Genomic DNA, 22,816 nt, shown 5'->3' with positions numbered 1-22,816 from the left:
CTCCGGGCGGCTCACTCTCCGCGCCCCGGGGGGGGGGCGGCGGGGCGCCACCCCCTCCCCCCCCCCCACCCCCCCCTCCCCCCCCCCCACCCCCCCCCCCCCCCCCCCCCCCGCCCGCGCCCGCCCGCGCCCCCGCCCCCCCCCCCCCCACGCCCGGCGCGACGATGCAGGCCAGGCACCAGAAAGCCATCCAACGAACCATGCGCACCATGCGTGTTCCCGTCAAATGCCGGCCGCCGGGCGGCCGGCCCGAATCGTCACTGCTCACTGCGGCGCCGCGATCCGTGGCACCTGCGCCGTCGCATCCGCGGCGACATTGCCGCCCGGGGGTGCCGCGGGCGCCGCCGGCGCAACCAGCGTGCCCATCCAACCGGACGGCAGCGGCGGCAAGCCCGGCGTGCCGGTGCCGGTGCCGCGCGACCCGTCGTCGACCGACGAGCCGCGATAGATCACGACCGTATTGCCCTGCGGCGCCGGCCGCGTGTCGGCGTCCGTTCTCGCGGGCTGCGCCGGCTGCGCACGGCGCGCCGCGCGCGACACGTCGCCGGCCCACACCGGCGGCGTATCGGGCTCCGCTTCGTCGCCGCCCGCCGCCTGCCGGCGATCGCTCGTCGCGAAGCTGCGCAGCGACAGCGACAGCGAGCCGAGGCGCGTCGCGACCAGCACGACCTGCGCGGTGCGCGGCGCGACCTCGAGCGTGACCGTGCGCGCGCGGGCCGGCACGTCCGGCGCACTCGCAGGCGTCTTCGCACGCTGGAATTCCGAGCCGACCGCGAGCACGCGCGCGCGCCGCACGACCGTCTCCGCTTCGAACGTGCCGGGCGACGTCGCGGAACCGCCGATCTCCTGCGTGAGCACCACGTCGACGAAGTCGCCCGGCTGGATCAGCCCCGCGTTGCCCGACACGTCGTCGACCGGCACCGAGATCGCGCGCATGCCGGGCTGCAGCGCGGCCGCGAGAAAATCCGGCGCGGCGCCCGGAATCACGTTGTCCGCACGGATCGGCGCGCCGGCGTCGACACGATTGCGCAGCAGCGCGCCTTTCAGGTCCGCGCCCGGTTGCGACTCGACGAACGCACCGGCCGGCACCTGCGTGCGCGGCATGCGCTTCCACGCGAGATCGTTGTCGCGCAGCAGCAGCCCTTCGGGCAGGTCCGCCGCCGCGACGCGCACGCGCACCTCGGCCGCTTCGCCGGGCACCGGCGGCGTCGACGCGGCGACATACAGCTGGCGCAGGATGAACGCGCCGATCGCGGCAGCAATGATCAGCACGGTCATTCTCAGGGGTTTGGGCATGGCGGCGTGCGTCCCCGGTCTAGGCAAGCGAAACCGCGTGAGGGAACGGCGCCCAGACGGCCAGCGCCCCGCCGAGCGCGAGCGCGATCCCGTACGGCACGCCGCGCGTCGCGATCGTACGCGCCGGCGCGGCGCGACGCTGCCATGCGACGGCCGCGAGCGCGGCGACGCCGCACGCGGCGCCGCTCGCACCGACGATCGTCAACACCGGGAACGCGAGCGCCGGGCCGGCCCACAGGAATACCGCCGCCGCGAGCTTCACGTCGCCGCCGGCGATCCAGCCCGCGTGACGCAGGCCGGCGAACAGCAGCAGCATCGCCGCGGCGGTCGCCACGTGACCGGCGAGGTGCGCGAGCCCTTCGCGCGCGAGTGCCGCCGCAACGAAATACAGCATCGCGAACGCCAGCACCGCGCGATTGGAGAGGTGCCGCGCGCGCACATCCTGCGTCGCGAGCGACACCAGCACGAGCGTCGCCGCCGACTGTACGAGAAAGAGCATCGGAGAGCCGTCCGTCGGCGCGCCCCGGCTGGATACGTCGTACCGCTGCGGATCCGTGTGTTCGTCGGCGGCGCGCGGGTTCAGGAGATCAGATCAGCGCAGTGACCTTGTTGATCAGCGCGGTGAACACGGCCGGCAAGCCGCCGGATGTACTGCTGAGGATCACCCCGACCGCCGCCAGTGCGACCACGACGATGCCGGCCAGAACCGCGTACTCGAGCGAGCTGACGCCGCGTTCATCGCGCAGCAAGGTCTTGACGTATTGCAGCATGACAACCTCCGTGTGACGGGGTCGGTGATCGACCGTTGAGTGAAAAGAAGCGGCGCTGCTTCGGTGGCACGCACGGCGTTTTCGCCCATTCACGACTCATGCGGCAGCCCTGTCGTCGGGCCATGCGCATCCCCCGGAATCCATTCGATCGCTGCAACGCGCGGTGGTCGGCAATGGAATCCGCCGCTACTCCGCGCGCTTGTTGCATAGCTGCATTGGCACAATGCAATTCACACTGATTCGTCTAGGGTATAGACAATTTTTTTGGCGATTTCAAATTATTTAGCGTCAGAGTGTATTTATGGGCGGTGCACTTCAGCGATGAAATTCGCGCATGCCATTTGCCGCTTTTCAGCATGATGCAACAAGCCCGGCGTGGCGTGCAGTAAGAATGTTAATACCGGGATGCATCGTTGCCGACGCCGTTGCAATTCGATGATTTTTATTCAGTTTTCCGATATGCCGCGTGATTTTCCTGTTCGAACCTGAAACGGACTCGCGCGTGCGTTTCCCGGCATCTTTTTCGTGCGCGCCGACATGATCCGGAAAATTTTGCGCACCCGATCGCATTGCCCGATCCGGATTGGCGCCGCTGTCACCGACGCTCGATTCGCCGCCGATCGGCGTGCGCGATCCGCACGCCGCGCTCGCCCGCCTCGCCATTTCCAATCGGCGCCATGCATGATTTGCCAACCCGAAACGCGGCGATAAGCATAGTTCAAATCGTTGCTTGTCCCGCGCCCGAGGCGTCCTCCAGAATGGTTCGACACCCGCCGGCCCGATTTCGAGTCCTCACCATCCAACGCACCATGATCGACCGATTCCCGTCTCCACTGCGCCTGCTGCGATCGCTGCTGATCGCGTCCCTCGTTGCGTTGCCCGCTGCCGCCGCGCACGCCGACAAGCCCGCCACGATCCGCATCGGCGTCGCGCAGCAGGGCACCGGCGATCCGCCGACCTTCGGCGGGTCGAGCGCGGCCACCGCGCAGTTGCAGCAACTCGTCGAAAAGGAATTCGCGGCCGACGGCATCAAGGTGCAGTGGCTGTTCTTCAAGGGTGCGGGCCCGGCCGTCAACGAGGCGATCGCCAACAAGGCGCTCGACTTCGCCTACCAGGGCGACCTGCCGGCCGTGCTCGCGCGCTCGAACGGCATCAGGACGCGCCTGCTGCTCGCCGCGAGCGTGCGCTCGGGCGTCAAGATCGCGGTGCCGCCCGACTCCGGTATCCGCTCGATCACCGACCTGAAGGACCGCCGCGTGTCGATCTTCCGCGGCACGAACCTGCAGCTCGTCGCCGACAACGCGCTCGCGAAGAACGGCCTCGGCGAACGCGACCTGCGCGTGATCAACCTCGACTCCGCGAGTTCGCTCGCCGCGCTCGCGTCGAAGGGCATCGACGCGTCGGTGGGCGACTATCAGTTGTACAAACTGCGCGACGCGGGCCTCGCGAAAATCATCTACGAATCGCAGAACGACGGCCCGCAATACACGCGGCAGACCCACCTGCTCGTGCTCGACGACTTCGAGCACGCGCATCCGGACATCGTGCAACGCGTCGTCAACGCGCTGGTCAAGGGTGCGCAATGGTCGTCCGACGAAGCGAACCGCGATGCGCTGTTCAGGCTGTGGGAAAAAAGCGGCGTGCCGTATGCGTCGTGGCAGGCCGACTACGCGAACCAGCGCCTGAAGGACCGCCTGTCGCCGCTGATCGATCCGTTCCTCGTCGCGCGCTACAAGGCCGTCGCCCAGGACGCGCTGAAGCTGAAACTGATCCGCCAGCCGGTCGACGTCGACGGCTGGTTCGAGCCGAAGTATCTCGACAACGCGTTGCGCGCGCAGCACCTCGAGCACTACTGGCCGCGCTACGACGCGGCCGGCAAGCCCCTCTCCTGACCCGGACCCGCCCCGATGAGCGACACCGCGATCCCGATTCCGTCGTCCGACCCGCACGCGCGCGCCGTGCCGTCCCGCGCGGCGGCCGCGAAGCGCGTGGCGTGGCTGCTCGCGCCGTGGGCGCTGCCCGCGCTGCTGTTCGTGTTGTGGACCGTCGGTAGCGCGCGCGGCTGGATCGCACCGCAGATCCTGCCGCCGCCCGCACACGTCGCCGACTCGCTCGCCGAGCTCGCGGCCAGCGGCGATCTCGCGCGCCACACGCTGATCAGCCTGCAGCGCGTGCTGGTCGGCTTCGCGGCCGGCACGCTGCTCGGTTTCGCGACCGGCGCGGCGCTCGGCCTGTCGCGCACGCTCGAAGCCTACGTGCTGCCCGGCTTCAATGCGCTCGTGCAGATTCCCGTGCTCGGCTGGCTGCCGTTCCTGCTGCTGCTCGTCGGCGTCGGCGAGCCGCTGAAGTACCTGCTGATCGCGCATGCGGCGCTCGTCCCCGTGACGATGAGCACGCTGCAGGGGTTCCGCCACGCGCCGCCCGCGCTCGATGAAGCCGCGCGCGTGTTCGGCTATACGCGCCGCCAGCGCATCGTCCACGTCGTGCTGCCGGCCGCGATTCCGACGCTCGCGACCGGCGTGCGGCTCGCATTCACGAAATCGTGGCTCGCGCTCGTCGTCGTCGAACTCGTCGCGTCGTCGGAAGGGCTCGGCTACCTGATCGTGTACGGGCGCCAGCTGTTCCAGCTCGATCTCGTGATGGCGGCGGTGATCGTGGTCGGCGCGGTCGGCCTCGCGATCAACCGGCTGCTCGACGCGCTCGAAGCACGGCTGCGCCGCGGCGTGCCGTCCGCATTCCGCGGTTGAACCCGATTCAAGGATTCTCCTCCCATGCCGCTTGACGCCACGTCCGCATCGGACGCCCCACCGCCCGCCGTCAGGATCGCACGTCGCTTTCCCGTGCCCGACTGGCGCGGTTTCGTCCTGCCACTCGCCACGCTCGCGCTCTGGTGGGCCGTGTCGTCCGCGCACCTCGTCAAGAGCGGGCTGCTGGTCGGCCCGGCCGACGTGCTGCACACAGCGTGGACCCAGACGACCAGCGGCGCGCTGGCACGTGCATTGTCGGCATCGCTCACGCGCGAAGCGTGCGGCTTCGCGATCGGCGCGACCGGCGGCCTGCTGCTCGGCACCGTGCTCGGACTGTCGCGCGTCGCCGCGCGCATGGTCGGCCCGAGCTTCGACACGTTCAAGCAGATCTCGCTGTTCGCGTGGATTCCGCTGATTTCCGTCTGGTTCGGCCTCGGCGACGTCGCCAAGGTCGTGTTCCTGTCGCTCGCCGCGCTGCTGCCGGTCGCCGCGCATACGTGCGACGGCATTCATGCGGTACCGCGCACGTACGTCGACGTGGCCCGCGCGCTGCGTTATTCGCGGCTTCAGCTGGTGCGCCACGTGATCCTGCCCGCCGCGCTGCCGTCGATCTTCACCGGGCTGTATCTCGGCCTCATCTACTCGTGGCTCGCGACGCTCGGCGCCGAGTACCTGCTCGTCGCGGGCGCCGGGATCGGCAACACGCTGATCGACGGCAGCGAGCAATTCCGGATGGATCTCGTGCTGTTCGGGATCATCGTCGTCGGCGTGACCGGCTGGGCGTTGAACGCGGTTGCGCGTGCGATCGAGCGCAAGGTGCTGGCCCGGCGCGGCGAGCTGCGCCGCTGATCGCCCTCTTCCTTCCCGTTGCTTCCCTTTCCGCCATGACGACTCTCGCTTCCGATTCGCTCGATATCCTCCACGTGAGCAAACGCTATGCGCAACGCGGCGCATCGCTCGCCGTGCTCGACGACGTGTCGCTGCACGTGCGTGCCGGCGAGTTCGTCACGATCGTCGGCGCGAGCGGCTGCGGCAAGTCGACTTTGCTGCGCCTGATCGCCGGGCTCGATACCGACTACGCGGGCGAAATCCGCGCCGGCGACGAAACGGTGCGCGACACGTCGCTGCAGCGCGGGATCGTGTTCCAGGATCACCGGCTGTTCCCGTGGCTGACGGTTGCGCAGAACATCGAGGCCGCACTGCGTAATGCGCCGCTCGACGCGCCGGCCAGGCGGCGCGCGGTAGCCGAGCACATCGCGCTCGTCGGGCTGAACGGCTTCGAGCATGCGTACCCGAACCAGCTGTCGGGCGGCATGGCGCAACGCGTCGCGATCGCGCGCGGCCTCGTGAATCGCCCGCGCGTGCTGCTGCTCGACGAACCGTTCGGCGCACTCGATGCACAGACGCGCGCGCGGATGCAGAACGAACTGCTGCGCATCTGGGAACAGGAACGCATCACGATGGTGCTGGTCACGCACGACGTCGACGAAGCCGTGTATCTCGGCGATCGCGTCGTCACGATGGCGCCGCGTCCGGGACGCATCGAGCGCATCCTCGACGTCGCGTTGCCGCGCCCGCGCCGGCGCGACTCGCCGGAATTCGCGCGGCTGCGCGACGCGGTGCTCGCCGATTTCGACGATCTCGAACCGCCCGGCAACGGCGGCAGCGGCAGCCGGGCAAACCGTGACGAGGCGCTCGATGCGCACCGGATCGGCGCATGGCGGCTCGCGCGGTGATGCGCTCACGCGGCGGGCCCGATGCCGTGCCCGAAACGCTCAGCATGCCGACACATATCGATCATCACGGCGCGCACTAAGGTTGTGACGATTCATCGGTTCCGGTTCCGCGCGGTCCCTGCTTGAATGGAGACTCGATCGACCCGACCCAGGAGACTCCCGATGTCCGAAGTCCAGCACGCCGCTCACCCGTCATCGCATGCTTCGCACGCCGCCGCGCCGCGCACGACCGCCGTCCCGCTTCAGCTTCGCCAGGTCGCCGGCCGGATCGGCGCCGAAATCGCCGGTGTCCGGCTGTCGGGCACGCTCGACGACGCGACGTTCGACGCGATCCAGGCCGCGCTGCTGCGCCACAAGGTGCTGTTCTTCCGCAACCAGGGCCATCTCGACGACACCGCGCAGGAAGCCTTCGCGCGCCGCTTCGGCGAGACGGTCGCCCACCCGACCGTGCCCTCCGTCGACGGCAGCGCGCACCTGCTCGAACTCGATTCCGCGCACGGCGCGCGCGCCAATTCGTGGCACACCGACGTGACGTTCGTCGACGCATACCCGAAGGTGTCGATCCTGCGCGCGGTCGTGATTCCGCCGTTCGGCGGCGACACCGTGTGGGCCAACACGGCGGCCGCATACACGCATCTTCCCGAGTCGCTGCGCGCGCTCGCCGACACGCTGTGGGCGGTGCACACGAACGCGTACGACTACGCGTCGACGCACGTGCATGCCGACGACACGCAACTGAAGCGCTACCGCGAAGTGTTCACGTCGACCGTCTACGAAACCGAACATCCGGTCGTGCGCGTGCATCCGGAGACCGGCGAGCGCACGCTCGTGCTCGGACACTTCGTGCAGAAGATCAAGGGGCTGTCGTCGCAGGATTCCGCCCATCTGCTGCAGGTGCTGCACGAACACGTGACGCGCCTCGAGAACACCGTGCGCTGGAACTGGCAGCAAGGCGACGTCGCGATCTGGGACAACCGCGCGACGCAGCACTACGCGATCAACGACTACGGCGATGCACGCCGCGTCGTGCGTCGCGCGACCGTTCACGGCGACGTGCCGGTCGGCATCGACGGCCGCCGCAGTGTCGTGCTGAAGGGGCCGGGCGCGACGCTGCAATGACGTTCGCCGCACGGTGGCGACCGAAGCCGCCACCGTGCCGGCGCCACCCTGCATTCCCGCCTTCCCGACCGGAGGATCCGACCATGACCTTCCCGCCACCGGGCCGACGCTTGCATGCGCAACGATGTCGCCGTCCGTCCGCCCCGTTCACTTCCGCCAGGAGCGTCGCATGAGCGCCCTACCCGTACCCGCCGCCGAGCCGGTCGACGTGATCCCGCTGTCCGCCCACATCGGCGCGGAGATCCGCGGCATCGACCTCACCCAGCCGCTGACCACGCCGCAGATCGCCGCGATTCGCGCCGCACTGCTGAAATGGCGCGTGATCTTCTTCCGCGAGCAGTTCCTCACGCACGAGCAGCATGTCGCGTTCTCCGCGCAGTTCGGCGAGCCGACCGTCGGCCACCCGGTGTTCGGCCACGTCGACGGTCATCCGGCCGTCTATTCGATCGCGAAGCATCGCAAGGCGACGCGTTTCGAAGGCGAGCCGGTACGCCGGCCGTGGACGGGCTGGCACACCGACGTGACGGCCGCCGTCAATCCGCCGTGGGCGTCGATCCTGCGCGGCGTGACGACTCCGCCGTACGGTGGCGACACGCACTGGACCAACCTCGTGCGCGCCTATGAAACGCTGTCCGCACCGCTGCGCGGCTTCGTCGACGGCTTGCGCGGCATCCATCGCTTCACGCCGCCGCCCGGTGCACGCGCGACCGGCGCATTCGACGAAGCCGTCGAGCGCCGCCCGCTCGTGACCGAGCATCCGCTGGTGCGCGTGCATCCGGAGACCGGCGAACGCGCGCTGTACGTGAGCCCGAGTTTCCTGAAGTCGATCGTCGGGCTCACGCCGCGCGAGAGCCAGGCCCTGCTCGAACTGCTGTGGGAACACGTGACGCGGCCGGAATTCACGATCCGCTTCAAGTGGGAGCCGCGCAGCATCGCGTTCTGGGACAACCGCGCGACCGCGCATCTCGCGCCGGTCGACATCTTCGATCTCGACTTCGATCGCCAGCTCTACCGCACGACGCTCATCGGCGACGTGCCGGTCGGCCCCGACGGCCGGGCGTCCGTCGCGCTCGAAGGCTCGCCGGTCGAGGCAGCGGCCGCGGTCGCGCTGAACTGACCGCCGTGTCGACAGCCGGCGCATCCGCGCCGGCTTCCTGCCTCAATCCAGCCACACGCCGTCGAACCGGTGCCCGCCGAGCGGCGAGAACGTCAGCCCGTGCACGCGCTTCGAGATCGGCAGCGACACGATCGACGTCGCGATCGGCGTGAACGGCACCTGATCCTTGAAGACGACCTGTGCCTGCTCGTAGAGCGACGTGCGTTTCGCGACGTCCGAGTTCGTGCGCGCCGCGCTGACGAGCCGCTCGAAATCCGCGTTGCACCACTTCGCGAGATTGCTGCCGTGCACCGCCTCGCAGCCGAGCAGCGTGCCGAGCCAGTTGTCGGGGTCGCCGTTGTCGCCCGACCAGCCGTACAGGATCGCGTCGTGCTGCCCGTCGCGTTTCGCGCGGCGATTGTATTCGCCCCACTCGTAGCTGACGATCTTCGCGCGCACGCCGATCTTCGCCCAGTCCTGCTGGATCAGCTGCGCCATCAGCTGTGCGTTCGGGTTGTACGGGCGCTGCACCGGCATCGCCCACAGCGTGAGGTCGAAGCCGTTCGGGAATCCCGCCTGCGCGAGCAGCGCCTTCGCGGCGGCCGGATCGCGCGGCGCATCCTTCAGGCGCGGGTTGTACGACCATTGCGCGGGCGGCATCGGGTTCGTCGCGATCGTCGCGTCGCCGTTGAACACGGTCTTGATGATCGCCGTCTTGTCGATCGCAATGTCGAGCGCGCGCCGCACGTCGACGCGATCGAGCGGCGGATGCTGCGTGTTGTACGCGACGAAGCCGACGTTGAAGCCCGTCCCCGAAAACAGCGTCAGCTTCGGATCCCGCCGCACCGTTTCGAGATCGGCCGGCCGCGGGAACACCGACACCTGGCACTCGCCGGCCGTGAGCTTCTGCAGGCGCGCGGCCGGATCGGGCGTGATCGCGAACACGAGATGCGCGAGCTTCACGTCGTCCGGCTTCCAGTAGTCGGGATTCGCGTCGTAGCGGATCACGGCGTCCTTCTGGTACGCGCGCAGCTGGAACGGTCCCGTGCCGACCGGGAGCTGGTTGATGTCGGCTTCGCGATGGCGCGCCGTCAACTGCGACGCATATTCGGCCGACAGGATCGACGCGAACGCCATCGCGAGATTGCGCACGAACACGACGTCGGGCTGCTTCAGCACGAAGCGCACCGTATCGTCGTCGAGCTTTTCGATGCGCTCGATGTTGCGGTCGAACCCGAGATCGCTGAAGTACGGGAAACTGACCGGGTAGGCCTTGCGGAACGGATCGTCGGGATCGAGCATCCGGCGGAACGTGAACACGACGTCGTCCGCCTGGAACGGACGCGTCGGCGTGAACCACGCGGTCGTCTGGAACTTCACGCCGCGCCGCAGGTGGAACGTGTAGACGCGCTGGTCGGACGACACGTCCCAGCTCGTCGCGAGCGACGGCACGAGATCGAGCGTGCCGCGCTTGAACTGCACGAGCCCGTTGTAGACCGTGTACGTGCTTGCGTCGAAATCGGTGCTGGTCGTGTGCTGGCCCGGATCGAAGCCGGCCGGGCTGCCTTCGGTGCAGTACACGAGCGTCTTGCCGGCCGGCGCCGCGAACGCATGCGTGACCGTGCCGGCGAGCAGCAGCGATGCGGCCACGCCGCGCAGCACTGCAACGGCAACGGAGGTGTGCCGCGCACGATGCGCGGCCGATGAAACGAATGGAATCTTCATGGTGGCGGTCAGGGAAGGACTGTCATGCGAATGACGACCGCCGATCTTCGCGCGCCGCCCGCCGATCGCTTACCAATTAATTCCGCGTTGCTTATCGCCGCGGATGCATCCCGCTGCCGCCGCATGGAAACGTCCGCGCGAGCACCGCGGACATGCGTGCGAATGCCGCTGCAGCGGCCCGCCCCGCGTCGTGCATCGACGCCGTTCGCGACGCGTCCTTCCGGCCCCCTGCAGGTTCTCCGGAATGGGCGCATCGTATCGGTTGGTCAACGCCGGCAGCGGTGCGCGGGGATACGCCCGGCGCACGCGTTCCGGCGCGGCGTGCCTGCCGGCGCGCCGCCCCTTCCTGGAGGACCCACGATGTCGCTCAACCCCGCTACGCCCTCTCGTCCCGTGAAGTCGCCGGGCCCCGATCATCCGATCACGATCGAACCGCACCCGTCGCGCGTCGTGGTCAAGGTGGCCGGCAAGATCGTCGCCGATACGCGCCGTGCGCTCGCGCTGCGCGAAGCCAGCTATCCGGCCGTGCTGTACGTTCCGCGCGAGGATGCCGACATGGCGCTGCTGCAACGCACCGACCATGCGACGTACTGCCCGTACAAGGGCGATTGCGCGTACTACTCGATTCCCGTCGGCGGCGCACGCTCGACCAACGCGGTGTGGACGTACGAGCATCCGAACCCGGCCGTCGAATCGATCCGCGCGCACCTCGCGTTCTATCCGGATCGCGTCGACGCGATCGAGGAAAGCCCGCTCGGCACCGATTGAGCGCGGCGCCGCGCCGGCGTTCACGTATTGTCCGCCCGCTGATTTGCATATGCGGATTCGTTGGTTGGCCGCCAGCCCGCGCGGCCGTATCGTCGTCCATCCGGCGCGGGCGCGGCCGGCCGCGCGCATCGACCGCATCCGGCTGCGTCCCGTGCCGGTCGCGCCGACAGCCCGCGCGACCCGTGAACCCGCCAGCAGGACGCCTCGATGAACGACCTACCGCACGCAGATCTTGAAACGACCCCGGCAAACCCCCGCCGCCGCCAGTGGCTGCACGGCGCGGCCGCCGGATTGGCCGGGCTCGCGCTCGGCCCGCTCGCGGGCATGCCTGCACTGGCTCAGGGCAGCGACAAGCGGCTGCGCATCGGTTTCCAGAAATACGGCAACTTCGTCATACTCAAGGCGCGCGGCACGCTCGAGAAGCGGCTCGCAAGCCAGGGCGTGGCGGTCCAGTGGCTCGAATTCCCGGCCGGTCCGCAATTGCTCGAGGGGCTGAACGCCGGCGCGATCGACGTCGGCACGGTCGGCGAAACGCCGCCGATCTTCGCGCAGGCCGCGGGCGTCGATTTCGTCTATATCGGCAACGAACCGCCCGCGCCGCACGGCGAGGCGATCGTCGTGCTGCCCGATTCGCCGATCCGCACCGTCGCGCAGCTGCGCGGCAAGAAGGTCGCGTTCAACAAGGGTTCGAACGTCCACTACCTGCTCGTGAAGGCGCTGGAGCATGCGGGCCTCACGTATGCCGACATCCAGCCGATCTACCTGACGCCCGCCGACGCGCGCGCCGCGTTCGTGCAGCGCAACGTCGACGCGTGGGTGATCTGGGATCCGTACCTGGCCGCGGCCGAACGGCAGCTCGGCGCACGCGTGGTCGCGGACGGCGACGGGCTCGTGCGCAACACGCAGTACTACCTCGCCGCGCGCAAGTATGCGGCCGCGCAGCCGCAGGTGCTGCGCACGCTGCTCGAGGAAGTCGACGCGGTCGATCGCTGGGGGCGCGACCATGTGCCGGAAGTCGCCGCGCAACTGTCGCCGCTCGTCGGCCTCGACGCGCCGACGCTCGAAGTCGCGCTCAAGCGTGCCGGCTACGGCGTGCAGCCCGTCACCGATGCGACGCTGGCGTACCAGCAGGGCATCGCCGACGCGTTCAGCACGCTGAAGCTGATTCCCGGCAAGGTGACCGTCGCCAACGCGCGCTGACGCACCGCTGCTGCGACGCGTTACGGCGAACGCGTCGCGCCGATGCGCCGCCATTCGTCGTAATCGGTGACGAGCCCCGCGTCGTCGACCGCGATATCGGCTGCATACGTGCCGCTCTCGTAGCGGTACACGTGCTCCGCCGTGCGCGCATAGCGCTGCTCGCCTCGCACGATCTCGAACGACGGAAAACGCAGCCACGCGGTATGTATGACGGCCGATGCGCCGACCGCCAGCCCGAGACGCCGGATCGGCAGCGTATTGGTCGACGGACTGAAGCCGAGATCGATGTCGGTCGCGCCCGCGAGGGCCGGCGCTGCGTCGCCGTCGATCGTCCAGTGCCCCGCGTCGCATTTGATCGCGAGTGGCCGGGGCGGCGCTGCGCCGAGCCAGTATGTCACGCGCACCGAGCGCGTCAGCCAGTCGGCGCCGCATACGATCGCATAGTCGACGCGAAACGGCGTGCCGTCGAGCGCGCCCGCCACTGCTCCCGACAGGTCGATGCCCGCACGCGTCTCGGCGAGCCGGCACCATTCGGCCGCCTGCCAGGTCTGCGCGATCTGCCATGCGACGCAGCGCGTGCGCGCCGCTTCGTCCCGTTGTGTCATGTCGGCTCCCGTCGATCGCATGAGCCGGATTTTCGCTCACGGCGTCGATGATCTCACGGCCTTTGTCTGGCGCGTGCCTTGGTACCGATACCGAGTATCGGCTCGTCGCGCACCTTCGGTACCGGTCCTGCTTTGGTACCATCACCGCTCGGTATCACCCGAACCGGACAAGGGGCGTGATTTCATGGATTTGCTGGCGACGATGCGCATCTACGTCAGGGTCGTCGAGCGCGGCACGATGTCGGGCGCGGCCCGGGATCTGGACATGGGCCAACCGGCCGTCAGCGAGCGCATCGAAAAGCTCGAAAAACGTCTCGGCACACGTCTGCTGATGCGCAGTGCGCGTACGCTCACGTGCACCGACGAAGGCCGCATTTTCTACGAACACAGCAAGGCGCTGCTCGAAGCGGCCGAAGCGTCGATCGCAGCGGTATCGAAAACGGAAAACACGCTCGGCGGCACGATCCGGCTCGCCGCGCCGCAATGCTTCGGCGAGGTCGTGATTCCGCAGGCGCTGATGCATATCCGCACCGCGTATCCGCAACTGAACATCGACCTGGTGCTGAACGACAACATCGTCGATCCGGTCACGGAAGGCGTCGACATCTCGATCCGCCTCGGCCAGCTCGACGACGGCGGATTCGTCGCGCATCCGCTCGGCCAGGTCGACCGCGTGCTCGTGGCCGCGCCCGCCTATCTCGACCGCCACGGCCCGATCGACACGAAGGCCGATCTGGCGAACCACCCGTTCATCCGCGTCAAGGGCATCTTCGCGAACGAGCAGTTGCCGCTGCGGAGTGAAGACAAGACGCTCGAATACGCGCGGATCCGGACGGTGATGACGACGAGCCACTGGCGCCCGATGTTCGACACGATCCTGGCCGGCGGCGGCATCGGCGTCGTGCAGGCGCCGGCCTGCGCCCATGCGCTCGCGCACGGCAGGCTCGTCGAGATCCTGCCGCAATACACGATCCCCGCATTCGCGCTCAACGCGCTGGTCCAGGCGCAACGGCCGCTGCCGCCGCGCGTGCGGGTCGTCGTCGATCTGCTGAAGAAGGAGATTCCGGCGCTTTTGGACAGCAGCAAACCCTGAGCGCGCACACCCGCCCGAGCGGTACCGTCTGCTTTCCGGATAACTGAAGCCTCGCCTCGAAACCCGTCCGTCGATTCGATCCGATTCGATTCCATGCGGCCACGCGTTTGCCGGCGCCGTCGCGTCGTTGCCCGTGCAGCCGCCACGCAGTCACGCGCGCCGCATCACCACGCCTGCCGATAGATCGCCAGCGCGTCGGCTTCCGTCACCTCGCGCGGATTGTTCACGAGCAGGCGCGTCTGCAGCATCGCGTCCGACGCCATCCTCGGCAGGTCGCCCTCGCCGATGCCGACCTCGCGCAGCGTGCGCGGAATGCCCGTCGCGACGATCAGGCGATCGATCTCGTCGATCAGCGCCTGCGTTCTCGCTTCGTCGCTCCCCGCGGCCGACGGCGCGACGATCGCCGCGAGTTCCGCATACAGCGGCGCGGCAGCCGGCGCATTGAAGCGCAGCACGTGCGGCAGCACGAGCGCGTTCGACAGCCCGTGCGGCACGTGGAACATGCCGCCGACCGGATAGGCCAGCGCATGCACGGCCGCGACCGGCGCGTTCGCGAACGCCTGGCCGGCGAACATCGCGCCGACCAGCATCGCTTCGCGCGCGCGGCGATCGTTGCCGTCGTCGCAGGCCTTCAGCAGGTTGCGCGACAGCAGCGTCAATGCGTGCACGGCCAGCATGTCGGACACCGGATTCTTCAGCCGCGACGACGTATAGGCCTCGATCGCGTGCACCATCGCGTCGATGCCCGTCGCGGCGGTTGCCGCGCGCGGCAGCCCGAGCGTCAGCTCGGCGTCGAGAATCGCGACGTCCGCGAACAGCTGCGGCGACACGACGCCCATCTTGCGCGCCTCGCCGACCGTGACGATCGACACGGCCGTCACTTCGGAGCCGGTGCCGGCCGTGGTCGGCATCTGCACGAGCGGCAGCCGGGACGTGGCAACCTTGTCGACGCCGTACATGTCGGCCAGCGCCTGCCGCCCCGGCGCGAGCACCGCGATCAGCTTCGCGACGTCCATCGACGAACCGCCGCCGAGGCCGAGCACGATCTCGGCATCGGCCGCCACCGCCCGCGCGGTCGCCTCGAGCACGACGTGCTCGGGTGGATCGGCGATCACGTCGTCGATCACGGTCACCTGCCAGCCGTGCGCGGCGAGGCTCTCCAGCGCGGGCGCGAGCACGCCGCTGCGATGCAGGAACGCGTCGGTGACGACGCACAGCCGCGCGAGCGCCGGAAAGCGTTCGCGCAACAGCGCGCCGAGCCGGCGCGCGGCGCCGAATTCGACGATCTGCGTCGGCACGGTACGGAATTGAAACGGGTTCATCGGGTGCCTCCCGGTGGCGTCGCCGTGCCGGTGTCCGGCTGCACCATGTACTGCGTCACGTCGCGGCGATCGAGCAACGGAATGATCGCGCCGACACCGAGCCGCTGGAAATGCGGCGTTTCCCGATGCACGTCGAGGCCGTCGGCATCGCGGTAACGCTCGAGGATCACGATGTGGTCGGGATCGACCGGCGACCGGAAGTACGCATAGTCGAGGTTCTTCGGCTCGGCCCGCGTGGCCGGCGCGAGTTCCGCGAGCAATTCGATCACGCGGTCGCCGTTGCCGGGTTTCGCGAAGAAATGGGCGATGACCTGCAGGTAAGGTTCGTTCATGCTGCGCTCCGTATTCGCCAGCGGCCCGTCATGACGGGCCGTCATTCGACCATGCGCGGTCGCTCGTCGAAGGCGGCAGTCGGCGGCCCGACACGGTGCCGACGCCTCGTCGTCGCATTGTATTGAATCGGTGCCGCTTGCGCCGCGCACGCGTCATGCATGCGACGGCACGCTTCGCGCGAAGGGTTCACGGCAGGGCCGTCGAATGCCCGCGCGTCACACCAGCCGGCCGCCCCCGTCGACATGTAGGATTTCGGCATTCATGAAGCCGTTGCCCAGCAGGAACGCGATCGCTCCGCCGACTTCGTCGGCGCGACCGACGCGTCCGCCAGCTGTCCGCCGGTGAGCACGATCGAGCCGGTCGCGGGCATCAGCGGCAACGCGGCGCGGATCGCATGGACCGGCCCGGCGATACGCTCCAGCAGCGCGGCGAGCAGAATTCCGAATTCCGGCTATTGCATCGCCCCCCGGGCGGCGCCGGTGGGCCCTTCGGCTAAAATGCCGCACTTTCCACCTTGTCCGGCCCGCTCGCCATGCAACCCGCTTCCCCCGCCCGATCCACTACCCACGGCGCCGACGATGCAGACCTGTCGCACGACCTCGTCTACGGTCCCGACGACCGGCCCGCGCCGATGGTCGCCTTCGTCGCCGCGCTGCAGCACCTGCTGGCGATCATCGTGCCGATCGTCACGCCCGGCCTGCTGATCTGCCAGGCGCTCGGCGTATCGAGTCGGGATACGACCCTTATCGTGTCGATGTCGCTGGTGATTTCCGGCATCGCGACCTTCGTGCAGTGCAAGCGCTTCGGCCCGCTCGGCGCCGGCCTCCTGATCGTGCAGGGCACCAGCTTCAACTTCGTCGGCCCGCTGATCGCCGGCGGCAGCGTGATGGTCAAGCAAGGCACGCCGGTCGAGACCGTGATGGCCGCGATCTTCGGCGTCGTGATCGCCGGTTCGTTCGTCGAGATGGGCGTGTCGCGCATCCTGCCGTTCGTGAAGCGCCTGATCACGCCGCTCGTCACCGGCATCGTCGTGCTGCTGATCGGCCTCACGCTGATCAAGGTCGGCCTCATCAGCATGGGCGGCGGCTACGGCGCGATGGCCAACGGCACGTTCGCGAGCGCCCAGAACCTGACGCTGTCGTGCCTCGTGCTCGGCACCATCATCCTGCTGAACCGTGTGCCGATCGTGTGGGTGCGCAGCACCGCACTCGTGATCGCGCTCGTGATCGGCTATGCCGCGGCTGCCGTGCTCGGCCGCCTCGACTTCACCGGCGTGCACCAGGCCGCGCTGTTCCAGGTCCCGACGCCGCTGCATTTCGGCATCGGCTTTTCATGGTCGCTGTTCGTGCCGATGCTGATCATCTACCTCGTCACGTCGCTCGAAGCGATCGGCGACGTCACCGCCACCAGCAAGATCTCGAAGGAGCCGGTCGAAGGGCCGGTGTGGATGCGGCGGATCAAGGGCGGCGTGCTCGTGAACGGCGCGAACTCGCTGCTGGCCGGCGTCTTCAACACGTTCCCGAGCTCCGTGTTCGCGCAGAACAACGGCGTGATCCAGATCACCGGCGTCGCGAGCCGCTACGTCGGCATCTGGATCGCGGGCATGCTCGTGGTGCTCGGCCTGTTCCCGGTCGTCGCGGGCGCGCTGCAGGCCGTGCCGGAGCCCGTGCTCGGCGGTGCGGCAATGGTGATGTTCGGCGCGGTGGCCGCATCGGGCATCAACATCCTGTCCGGCGTCCAGCTCGATCGCCGCGCGCTGCTGATCATCGCGGTGTCGCTCGCGCTCGGCCTCGGCGTGTCGCAAGTGCCGGACATTCTGAACAGCCTGCCGCATGCACTGAAGAACGTGCTGGAGTCGGGTGTCGCGACGGGCGGCATCTGCGCGCTCGTGATGAACTGGTTCTTGCCGGAACAGAAGTAACGCTACGGACTCCATGACGACGCGGCCCGGCCGACGGGTCGCGTCGCGCTCGACGAGCCCGGCTTGGCCGGGCGCCCGACTCTCGCTAGAATCGGTTCATGCCTCAAGCCCCCATCTCCACGAATGCGCCGGAAGCCAGTGCGGTCCCCGTCAAGGAACGCGCGACCGTCGTCTGCTACCGTGAACAGCAGGTCCTGCTCGTTGCGCGCGCATCATCGCGCTGGGCGCTGCCCGGCGGCACGATCAAGCGCGGCGAAACACCGCTCGAAGCCGCGCATCGGGAGCTACAGGAAGAGACCGGCATCACCGGCCAGGACCTCGTCTATTCGATGCAGTTCACGGGGCTCGCGAAGGTGCATCACGTGTTCTTCGCCGAAGTCGGCCCGGAGCACACGGCCCAGGCGAACAACGAGATCGAGAAGTGCAAGTGGTTTCGCATCGACAACGTCGACGAACTGCGCGCGAGCATCCCGACGAAACGCATCGTCGAGCTCGTCTACGAGCACGAGATCCTCGAGTAGGTAGACACCCCACCCCCGCCGGCTCGCGCGAGCCGATATGATGCGCCCACGGTCCATCACCGCGTTCCCTTCCGAGCGAGCTGCAGATGAACAGTGCGTACACCTACCGCGGATACACGATCGATATCCGCTGCGAATTCCGGCTCGACGAATCGCGCGACCACGCGCCGCCCGCCCCGCTGCGGTTCGGGTTCGTCGCGGTCGTGCAGGTGCACTCGGCCGGCAGCGCGCCGCGCCTGCTCGGACCGATTCGCCTCGCCGACGACGGCGGCCACCTGTTCCGCAACACCCGCAATGCGTTGCGCGCAGGCCGCGCGGCCGGCGAAATCCTCGTCGACGATCTGCTGGTCGATACGGGTCAGGCAAAAGGACGCGCGCATTCCTGAGCCGTCGATCGGCCCGGCATCATCTTTGCGGCGTTTTGCGGAGCGCGCGTGCCGGCGCTCAGTGCAGGCGCTTTCGTCGTAGTTCGTGTGTGGAATAGACGGCGAGGAAGATACCGAGCATCGCAACGCCGGACGCCAGGAAGTCGTTTACGGTTCCCGAGCTGTTCAGCGATTTCGGGAAGATGCCGAGACTCAGTCCTGCGGCAGCCAGAAACACGCCTGCCGCCACACCCCACACCGGTCCGGTGGTCTTTTCGATTGTGATTTTCATACAGCACCCGTCTACAGTCTTTGCCTGAATGGCGGCGGCGCATGGCGCTCGCATCTACCATTCGTGATTCGACTATAGCGGCGAAATAATCAGGGCGGATTTAGTGCTTTCACCGATCAAGTTTTTGCCGATCGCGAACATGCCGTGTCCCGGCGACTCATGCCCTGCTCGATCGATCCGGACAGGATTCCCTCGCTGTGAGTCTTATTGCCTGCCATTGCGTCGCGAATATCGATCGACGGGCAGCGGTTCTTACGCTCCGACGCAGAATTTACGGTTCGTTTCAAAGCTGCTCATACTGTGGGCGTTCCCCGCGGCTATGCTTCGTTGCACGCACAATAACCTCGAAGGGGGACAAAACAATGAACAACACATTCTGGAAGGCCGCACTATGCGTGGCAGCGGTGCCGTTCGCGCTCGCAGGATGCGGCGGCGGCGACGATGGCGGCAGCCCGCAAACCGGCACGCTGCACGTCGCGATGACCGATGCACCGTCATGCGGCTTCGATCACGTATTCGTGACCGTTTCTCAGGTTCGCGTCAATGCGAATGGGAATGCTTCCGATAACGATGCCGGCTGGTCGACCATCACGCTGGCGACACCGCAGAAGATCGACCTGCTGTCGCTGACCAACGGCGTGCTCGCCGATATCGGCCAGACCGCCTTGCCGGCCGGCCAGTATCAGCAGATCCGCCTCGTTCTCGCGCCGAACCAGGGCAATACCCTCGCGAACTCGGTCGTCCCGACGGGCGGCACGGAACAGGCGCTCGCGACGCCGAGCGCAACGCAAAGCGGTTACAAGATCATCCAGCCTTTCACGGTCCAACCGAACACGCTCGTCGACCTCGTGCTCGACTTCAACGCGTGCAAGTCGATCGTCCAGCGCGGCAACGGCACGTATGCGCTGAAGCCGGTCGTCACCGCGATCCCGACCGTCGTGAGCGGCGCGATCTCCGGCTATGTCGCCTCGGCCGAAGCCGGCGCGACCGTGTATGCGGAACAAGGCGGCAAGGTGGTCCGCGGCACGGTTGCCGACAACACCGGGAAATTCGTGCTGTCGCCGCTGATCCAGAGCTCGACGCAAGGCAACTACGACGTCGTGATCGTGCAGAACAACTTCGCGTCCGGCATCGTCCGCTCGGTCCCGGTCGTGGTGAACACGACCACGGCCGTGTCGGCGTCGACTGCCCCGATCACGCTGCCGGCATCGACGATGAGCACGGTCAGCGGCACGGTGACGGCAAGCGCCAATGCGTTCGTGCGCGCGTTGCAGACCGTCGATGCGAATGCGTACGAGATCACGTCGATCAACGCGAACCTGGATACGGGTACGTATGCGCTCAACGTGCCCACGGCCGCGCCGATCGTCGGCACGTACTCGGGCTCGCTGCCGGTCGCGCTGGCCGCGTCGCCGACCGCCGCGGCACAATACACGATCGAAGCGGACGCAGCGTCGGGCGCAACGCAATCGACGAACGTCAACGCGACGACCAGCCAGTCGAACGTCAATTTCAGCTTCTGACGCATCTGCAGCATCATCGAAAGGGCCTCACGGCCCTTTCCTCAATAAACGGGAGAACGAAGTGAAGAAAGGGGTTATCGCATTGCTCGCCGCGGCGAGCGTGGTCGGCGCGCTCAGCGGATGCGTCGCATACGTGCCGGGGCCGCCGGTCGTCGTGGCACCGCAGGGCGGGCCGGGGAACGGGTTCTGCCCGCCCGGACAGGCGAAGAAAGGCAATTGCTGATTGCACGAGGCCCGCGTAGCGCGGGCCTTTTTCATGGTCGGTCGCTGCATGACGCGCATCGCGGCGGAATGGCGGAAGGCAGCCGACTCCAACTGTCGGGCGAGAAGCCTCGCCAGGGTTTGACTTCCATCGTTGCGAGTCTCCTCGTACCCTTGCTTCGCGCCAGTTCAACTGCGACCCGCATCACTCGCTGCATGCCGAGAAGCGCTTGCCGCTTCGCACAGACGCGTGGCGGGCGGGCTGACCAATGCGACAACGTCATGGGCATTCCCTCAGCGGCAGACATGCCGCGCACGCGACTACCGTGATCCACGATTGGCCACATTGAACGATACCGTGGAGACCCGCGAGCTGATCAGCAATGTGGCCGCCGAGGACATATACACCGCGACGTGTCCAAAGCGAATCGCATTCGCCAAACCGCCGCTTCCATCCAGCGTCGGCGCACCGCTTGACGCGGCCGCCCGATGAGTCAACGAGATTAGCCCGCCGGTCACCGCAACACCGATCAATCCACCCATCGTTCGCAGCGCTCGAACTGAGGCAGTCGCGATGCCAACCTGTGCAGGTCCGGCCAGCTGATGGCCAATGATCGTCCAAGCCCGAAAACGTAAACCGAAGGCAATCCCAAGCAACGCGACGAGGTCCGTCGTCATTCCGGTCGACCCGCCGCGAAATCCGCGACGTCAAACCCACCGACAGCCTCCGGCGATAGCTGCCCGCCCGCATCGCGCAACCACGTTGGGCGAGCGGCGCGCCGGCAAGGCATCGACAAACGCGGCGAGAGCTACATTCCCGGCATGCGCACTAAATCGCGAACTCTCCAACGCGCTGCCGCCCGATTTGCGTCGACTATACGACAGATACGCGACGCACGATCTACGCTTGATCGATCGACTTGACGACACCACGGTGATCGAAAAATGAAGCCAGGTTTGGTCGTTCGACCTGCAATCATTAATCTTGCGTCGCGGCGACTGACGCTGGAACGGCAATAGATTCATTCCCCATGCCTATTATCTCCATCCATCCCCAGAAAATAGTGACATATCTCGCGAGGAATTATCTCAAATATAGCACACCGAAATAAATTGTTTACTTTCTCTATCCCATCTATATACTTACGATTGCATTTCAACCGCAACACCTGAAGTGCAACATCAAGAACAGTTGTTTTCGCAAATTCTTCCTTACTGAAGGAGAGTGAAATGAATGCTGTCTCGATTCAACCCACCAAAGTCGTCGCCTATGGCTCGTTTCTTGCCGTCATTCTGTCCAAGAAATCTATTCCAGGCGATGGACTCTACGGGCGCGGCGTGAAAGGTATGTAACAGTAGCGCGCTGAATCACACGATGATACGAGGCACGCGCCCAAGTATCGGCTGGGCGCGTGCCTCGCGAATGCTCTCATAGTGGGCATGCATGTCACACAAGCACTCGACAGAACAAGACGCGAAATTGCTTTATCCGAACTATTCGCTCGAATGCGTTTTACTTGATGGTGAGACGATCTTCTATAGCGAGACAAAGAATAGTTATTTCGGTCTGTCAGGGGTAGCAGTCGATATTTTGACGATCTCTCGGAGATTGCACACGGGGCTACGCGCGGAGGATTTTATTAATGAGATTGCAGGTAGCCGAGCACTAACGACCACCGATAAGAAATTGATTTTAGATGGAGTCACCACATTAATCGATCTGGGCGCCCTTTATGAAAAATGACGGCGCGTACATCTTTCTCACCCATAGCCTCGTGCGAGCCATGTTGCTTGGTCGGCCGGTCAGCGACGCCTATCTCGGTATTTTCAAGTCGATCTTTCCCGGCGCGGTTAGAGGCAGGTACGTGGGCGCGGTCGGCCGTATCGACCAACCTTATCTTCAGGAAGTCTGCGATTCCATTTACCAGGCCGACCTGCTCGAAATGGGTGGCGCGTCGTGCTATTCGGCCAGCATCGTCGTGCAGGCCCTGGCATTTCTGCATGGCATTCCAAGCGACCTGGTGATCGGCGTCAAAAGGCAGGATGAGAAGGTCGTCGGACATGACCTGCCCTGGAATTTTCGGACCAACTGAAACTTGAGAGAATGGCTTCCAACGGAGAAAGGAAGTCATGAAGAAGAGCCGGTTTACCGACGAGCAGATGGTGACGATCCTGCGTGAGGC

At 66.9% G+C, this 22,816-nt stretch carries 27 protein-coding genes; 16 read left to right on the top strand and 11 right to left on the bottom strand.

Going from position 1 to position 22,816, the window contains the following annotated elements:
* Nucleotides 1–264: 264 nt before the first annotated feature.
* The 4 genes from cpaB to DID99_RS33930 all read right to left on the bottom strand — a co-directional run bounded on the left by cpaB (nucleotide 265) and on the right by DID99_RS33930 (nucleotide 2,759).
* A complete protein-coding gene (cpaB, locus tag DID99_RS33945; protein ID WP_124524160.1) occupies nucleotides 265–1,296 on the bottom strand; it encodes a Flp pilus assembly protein CpaB in 1,032 nt (343 codons plus the stop codon).
* Nucleotides 1,297–1,315: 19 nt separating this feature from the next.
* Nucleotides 1,316–1,795 carry a prepilin peptidase gene (locus tag DID99_RS33940; RefSeq protein WP_124668462.1) on the bottom strand — a complete coding sequence of 160 codons (480 nt, stop codon included), beginning with the start codon at nucleotides 1,793–1,795 and terminating at the stop codon, nucleotides 1,316–1,318.
* 88 nt (nucleotides 1,796–1,883) lie between these two features.
* Entirely contained in the window at nucleotides 1,884–2,066 is a 183-nt protein-coding gene (locus tag DID99_RS33935; RefSeq protein ID WP_044843866.1) for a Flp family type IVb pilin, read from the bottom strand.
* Nucleotides 2,067–2,417: 351 nt separating this feature from the next.
* Entirely contained in the window at nucleotides 2,418–2,759 is a 342-nt protein-coding gene (locus DID99_RS33930) for a hypothetical protein (RefSeq protein WP_124488395.1), read from the bottom strand.
* 116 nt (nucleotides 2,760–2,875) lie between these two features.
* On the opposite strand from DID99_RS33930, the gene DID99_RS33925 reads away from it, so the two are divergent.
* The 6 genes from DID99_RS33925 to DID99_RS33900 all read left to right on the top strand — a co-directional run bounded on the left by DID99_RS33925 (nucleotide 2,876) and on the right by DID99_RS33900 (nucleotide 8,785).
* The gene (locus DID99_RS33925; RefSeq protein WP_124488394.1) at nucleotides 2,876–3,958 is read left to right on the top strand and encodes an ABC transporter substrate-binding protein; all 1,083 of its coding nucleotides are present in this window, start codon (nucleotides 2,876–2,878) and stop codon (nucleotides 3,956–3,958) included.
* A gap of 15 nt (nucleotides 3,959–3,973) precedes the next feature.
* Entirely contained in the window at nucleotides 3,974–4,813 is an 840-nt protein-coding gene (locus DID99_RS33920) for an ABC transporter permease (protein WP_124668461.1), read from the top strand.
* A gap of 24 nt (nucleotides 4,814–4,837) precedes the next feature.
* Complete coding sequence (locus DID99_RS33915) at nucleotides 4,838–5,662, top strand: ABC transporter permease (RefSeq protein ID WP_124668460.1); 825 nt, start codon at nucleotides 4,838–4,840, stop codon at nucleotides 5,660–5,662.
* A 35-nt stretch (nucleotides 5,663–5,697) separates the two neighbouring features.
* Nucleotides 5,698–6,549, top strand: a complete 852-nt coding sequence (locus DID99_RS33910) for an ABC transporter ATP-binding protein (RefSeq protein WP_124668459.1) — start codon at nucleotides 5,698–5,700, stop codon at nucleotides 6,547–6,549.
* A gap of 162 nt (nucleotides 6,550–6,711) precedes the next feature.
* Nucleotides 6,712–7,668, top strand: a complete 957-nt coding sequence (locus tag DID99_RS33905; RefSeq protein WP_124668458.1) for a TauD/TfdA family dioxygenase — start codon at nucleotides 6,712–6,714, stop codon at nucleotides 7,666–7,668.
* A gap of 169 nt (nucleotides 7,669–7,837) precedes the next feature.
* Nucleotides 7,838–8,785 (top strand): TauD/TfdA family dioxygenase, encoded by a 948-nt coding sequence (locus tag DID99_RS33900; protein ID WP_124668457.1) that lies wholly within the window; start codon nucleotides 7,838–7,840, stop codon nucleotides 8,783–8,785.
* 42 nt (nucleotides 8,786–8,827) lie between these two features.
* On the opposite strand, the gene DID99_RS33895 is transcribed toward DID99_RS33900, so the two are convergent.
* Nucleotides 8,828–10,489 (bottom strand): ABC transporter substrate-binding protein, encoded by a 1,662-nt coding sequence (locus DID99_RS33895; RefSeq protein WP_124488389.1) that lies wholly within the window; start codon nucleotides 10,487–10,489, stop codon nucleotides 8,828–8,830.
* 360 nt (nucleotides 10,490–10,849) lie between these two features.
* Between DID99_RS33895 and DID99_RS33890 the strand changes: the two genes are divergently transcribed.
* Together DID99_RS33890 and DID99_RS33885 are read left to right on the top strand one after the other, a co-directional pair.
* A complete protein-coding gene (locus tag DID99_RS33890; protein ID WP_124668456.1) occupies nucleotides 10,850–11,257 on the top strand; it encodes a DUF427 domain-containing protein in 408 nt (135 codons plus the stop codon).
* A 207-nt stretch (nucleotides 11,258–11,464) separates the two neighbouring features.
* Nucleotides 11,465–12,457: a sulfonate ABC transporter substrate-binding protein gene (locus DID99_RS33885; protein WP_124668455.1), complete on the top strand. Its 993-nt coding sequence runs from the start codon at nucleotides 11,465–11,467 to the stop codon at nucleotides 12,455–12,457.
* Between the two features lie 20 nt (nucleotides 12,458–12,477).
* Here DID99_RS33885 and DID99_RS33880 read toward each other — a convergent pair whose 3' ends face one another.
* On the bottom strand, nucleotides 12,478–13,062 hold the full coding sequence (locus tag DID99_RS33880; protein WP_124668454.1) for a putative glycolipid-binding domain-containing protein: 585 nt from the start codon (nucleotides 13,060–13,062) through the stop codon (nucleotides 12,478–12,480).
* Nucleotides 13,063–13,246: 184 nt separating this feature from the next.
* On the opposite strand from DID99_RS33880, the gene DID99_RS33875 reads away from it, so the two are divergent.
* Entirely contained in the window at nucleotides 13,247–14,155 is a 909-nt protein-coding gene (locus DID99_RS33875; protein ID WP_124668453.1) for a LysR family transcriptional regulator, read from the top strand.
* A 164-nt stretch (nucleotides 14,156–14,319) separates the two neighbouring features.
* Here the strand turns inward: DID99_RS33875 and DID99_RS33870 are convergent, their stop codons facing one another.
* On the bottom strand, nucleotides 14,320–15,477 hold the full coding sequence (locus DID99_RS33870) for an iron-containing alcohol dehydrogenase (protein WP_124668452.1): 1,158 nt from the start codon (nucleotides 15,475–15,477) through the stop codon (nucleotides 14,320–14,322).
* Nucleotides 15,474–15,809 (bottom strand): putative quinol monooxygenase, encoded by a 336-nt coding sequence (locus DID99_RS33865; RefSeq protein WP_124488383.1) that lies wholly within the window; start codon nucleotides 15,807–15,809, stop codon nucleotides 15,474–15,476. Before DID99_RS33865 ends, DID99_RS33870 begins: the two co-directional genes overlap by 4 nt.
* Before the next feature lie 533 nt (nucleotides 15,810–16,342).
* Here DID99_RS33865 and DID99_RS33850 point away from each other — a divergent pair.
* The 3 genes from DID99_RS33850 (at nucleotide 16,343) to DID99_RS33840 (ending at nucleotide 18,638) form a co-directional block, all read left to right on the top strand.
* The gene (locus tag DID99_RS33850) at nucleotides 16,343–17,731 is read left to right on the top strand and encodes a nucleobase:cation symporter-2 family protein (protein ID WP_124668451.1); all 1,389 of its coding nucleotides are present in this window, start codon (nucleotides 16,343–16,345) and stop codon (nucleotides 17,729–17,731) included.
* A 98-nt stretch (nucleotides 17,732–17,829) separates the two neighbouring features.
* A complete protein-coding gene (locus DID99_RS33845; protein ID WP_124668450.1) occupies nucleotides 17,830–18,252 on the top strand; it encodes an NUDIX hydrolase in 423 nt (140 codons plus the stop codon).
* A gap of 86 nt (nucleotides 18,253–18,338) precedes the next feature.
* Nucleotides 18,339–18,638 carry a hydrogenase maturation factor gene (locus DID99_RS33840; RefSeq protein WP_124668449.1) on the top strand — a complete coding sequence of 100 codons (300 nt, stop codon included), beginning with the start codon at nucleotides 18,339–18,341 and terminating at the stop codon, nucleotides 18,636–18,638.
* Between the two features lie 58 nt (nucleotides 18,639–18,696).
* Here the strand turns inward: DID99_RS33840 and DID99_RS33835 are convergent, their stop codons facing one another.
* The gene (locus DID99_RS33835; protein WP_124668448.1) at nucleotides 18,697–18,909 is read right to left on the bottom strand and encodes a hypothetical protein; all 213 of its coding nucleotides are present in this window, start codon (nucleotides 18,907–18,909) and stop codon (nucleotides 18,697–18,699) included.
* Nucleotides 18,910–19,271: 362 nt separating this feature from the next.
* On the opposite strand from DID99_RS33835, the gene DID99_RS33830 reads away from it, so the two are divergent.
* Nucleotides 19,272–20,432 (top strand): DUF4382 domain-containing protein, encoded by a 1,161-nt coding sequence (locus DID99_RS33830; protein ID WP_124524152.1) that lies wholly within the window; start codon nucleotides 19,272–19,274, stop codon nucleotides 20,430–20,432.
* 27 nt (nucleotides 20,433–20,459) lie between these two features.
* Here DID99_RS33830 and DID99_RS37500 read toward each other — a convergent pair whose 3' ends face one another.
* Nucleotides 20,460–20,690: a hypothetical protein gene (locus DID99_RS37500; RefSeq protein WP_185500376.1), complete on the bottom strand. Its 231-nt coding sequence runs from the start codon at nucleotides 20,688–20,690 to the stop codon at nucleotides 20,460–20,462.
* A gap of 264 nt (nucleotides 20,691–20,954) precedes the next feature.
* Nucleotides 20,955–21,311: a hypothetical protein gene (locus DID99_RS33820; protein ID WP_124524151.1), complete on the bottom strand. Its 357-nt coding sequence runs from the start codon at nucleotides 21,309–21,311 to the stop codon at nucleotides 20,955–20,957.
* A 552-nt stretch (nucleotides 21,312–21,863) separates the two neighbouring features.
* Here DID99_RS33820 and DID99_RS38090 point away from each other — a divergent pair.
* From DID99_RS38090 to DID99_RS33810, 3 genes are all read left to right on the top strand, one after another.
* Complete coding sequence (locus DID99_RS38090; RefSeq protein ID WP_260426306.1) at nucleotides 21,864–21,986, top strand: hypothetical protein; 123 nt, start codon at nucleotides 21,864–21,866, stop codon at nucleotides 21,984–21,986.
* A 91-nt stretch (nucleotides 21,987–22,077) separates the two neighbouring features.
* Complete coding sequence (locus DID99_RS33815) at nucleotides 22,078–22,377, top strand: hypothetical protein (RefSeq protein ID WP_124668447.1); 300 nt, start codon at nucleotides 22,078–22,080, stop codon at nucleotides 22,375–22,377.
* Nucleotides 22,367–22,726 carry a lasso peptide biosynthesis protein gene (locus DID99_RS33810; protein ID WP_124668446.1) on the top strand — a complete coding sequence of 120 codons (360 nt, stop codon included), beginning with the start codon at nucleotides 22,367–22,369 and terminating at the stop codon, nucleotides 22,724–22,726. The genes DID99_RS33815 and DID99_RS33810 overlap by 11 nt, the downstream gene beginning before the upstream one ends.
* The last annotated feature ends 90 nt before the right edge of the window (nucleotides 22,727–22,816 follow it).

The organism is Burkholderia sp. Bp8986, from assembly GCF_003854225.1.
Classification (GTDB): Bacteria; Pseudomonadota; Gammaproteobacteria; order Burkholderiales; family Burkholderiaceae; genus Burkholderia.
This window is presented reverse-complemented; position numbering and strand designations above follow the sequence as displayed.